The 1,644-nt window shown below is 65.5% G+C and carries 3 protein-coding genes; all 3 read left to right on the forward strand.

What is annotated here, in order from left to right:
• On the forward strand, positions 1-317 hold a 317-nt coding region (locus tag G3436_RS24940; RefSeq protein ID WP_163950725.1), incomplete at its 5' end, for an HpcH/HpaI aldolase/citrate lyase family protein.
• Positions 310-882, forward strand: a complete 573-nt coding sequence (locus G3436_RS24945) for a TetR/AcrR family transcriptional regulator (RefSeq protein ID WP_163950728.1) — start codon at positions 310-312, stop codon at positions 880-882. The genes G3436_RS24940 and G3436_RS24945, both read left to right, overlap by 8 nt.
• Before the next feature lie 66 nt (positions 883-948).
• Positions 949-1,563, forward strand: a complete 615-nt coding sequence (locus tag G3436_RS24950; RefSeq protein WP_163950731.1) for a helix-turn-helix transcriptional regulator — start codon at positions 949-951, stop codon at positions 1,561-1,563.
• Positions 1,564-1,644: the final 81 nt, after the last annotated feature.

Raw genomic sequence — 1,644 nt, forward strand, 5'->3', positions numbered from 1 at the left:
TGCTGCACACCCGCGTGGCCGGCCTGGCCCCGGCGCTGGACGGCGTGTACCCGGACATCGGCGACAGCACCGGGCTGCGTGACAGCGTGGCGTTCGCGGCCGACATGGGGTTTGGCGGCGCGCTGTGCATCCACCCCGCGCAGATTGCCGTCATCCATGCGGCCTTGCAGCCCGCCCCCCAGGAGCTGGCATGGGCACAGCGCATCCTCGCCGCAGCCGCACGGGGCGATGGTGTGTTCGTGCTGGACGGGCAGATGGTCGATGCACCGGTGATCGCCCGTGCCCGTGCCCTGCTGCAGCGCGCCGCCCATGGCTGAAGCCAGCCATGGCTGTGCCCGCTTCATCCTGGAGGCAGCGCGGCCATTGTTGGCACAGGCAGGCTACGCCGGCATGTCGATGCGCCAGCTGGCCAGCCAGGCGGGCGTGCTGCCGGGCAGCCTGTACCACCACGTCACCGGCAAGCAGGAACTGCTGCTGTGGGTGGTACAGGATGTGCTGGAGCGACGTGCGGCGGCGTGGCAGGCGCTGCCCCGGCGTCGCCATGCGCTGGCAGAAGTGCGCAGCTTCATTGGCTTCATGCTGGCGTGGCAGGCCGAGCATCCTGGCGAGGCGCATATCCTGCGCCACGAACACCGCCACCTGGCGCCGCACCAGCAGGCCTGGCTTGCCCGGCACATCCACAGCGCGCAGGCCTGCTTGCAGAGCGTGCTGCAACGTGGCCGGCGCCAGGGCGTGTGTGGGGACATCGACGTCGAGTCGGTGGCGTTGGCCATCCTGGCGTTGATCGGCGCCGCCGAGTGCAGGCCTCTGGCGCACATCGAGCGGCATGTGCAGCGCATGGCCCTGCGCTTGCTGGAGGTGCCCGAGCCTCGCAGCGAGTGACACGAATCGGCGTCATGCGCTGCTATGATGCGCGCATGAGCCATCCCAAGGACGCCGCCGTCAGACATGAAGAAGCTTGAAAACTACAAGGTCATTGCCGACTGCATCGCCACCCTGCTGTTTCCCCATGCCGAAGTCATCCTGCACGACCTTGCGAGCCAGACTGTCGTGCACATTGCCAACAACCTTTCCAAACGCGCGCTGGGGGATGACTCGGCGTTGGAAGAGCTGCCGGGCGACTTTGACCAGGCCGCCAGCCTTGGGCCTTACGAGAAGCTCAACTGGGATGGTCAGAAGATCCGTTCGATCACAGGCGTGTTGCGTGATGACGCTGGCAATGCCGAGGTGTTGATGTGCATCAACCTGAATTTTTCGGTGCTTGACCAGGCGCGAGATGCGCTCAATGCGTTCTTCCAGGTCAGCCGCCTGATCCCGCAGCCGGACGCCTTGTTCCGGGATGACTGGCAGGAGCGCATCAACACCTTCCTGCATGCGTGGATGGGTGAGCGACAGTTGTCGCTCAACACCTTGAGCATGAAACACAAGCGCGCGTTGATTGAAGCGTTGTATGCCGAGGGTGCGTTCGAGGGTCGCAGTGCTGCGGACTATGTGGCCAATGTGCTGAGCATGGGCCGGGCGACGGTGTACAAGTACGTCAAGGCGTTGCGCGAGGCGGCGTGAGGGGCGTGGTAGCCCCACAGAGGTCTACTGCCTGGCACCCAAGGCTGACAACGCCGATCTGTCAGGCCATGGTGCGTTGCA

The organism is Pseudomonas brassicae, from assembly GCF_010671725.1.
GTDB classification, from domain to species: Bacteria; Pseudomonadota; Gammaproteobacteria; order Pseudomonadales; family Pseudomonadaceae; genus Aquipseudomonas; species Aquipseudomonas brassicae.

Coding starts and splice junctions, on each gene's coding strand:
- G3436_RS24950 (WP_163950731.1), top strand. CDS start 949: ATGAAGAAGCTTGAAAACTACAAGGTCATTGCCGACTGCATCGCCACC.
- G3436_RS24945 (WP_163950728.1), top strand. CDS start 310: ATGGCTGAAGCCAGCCATGGCTGTGCCCGCTTCATCCTGGAGGCAGCG.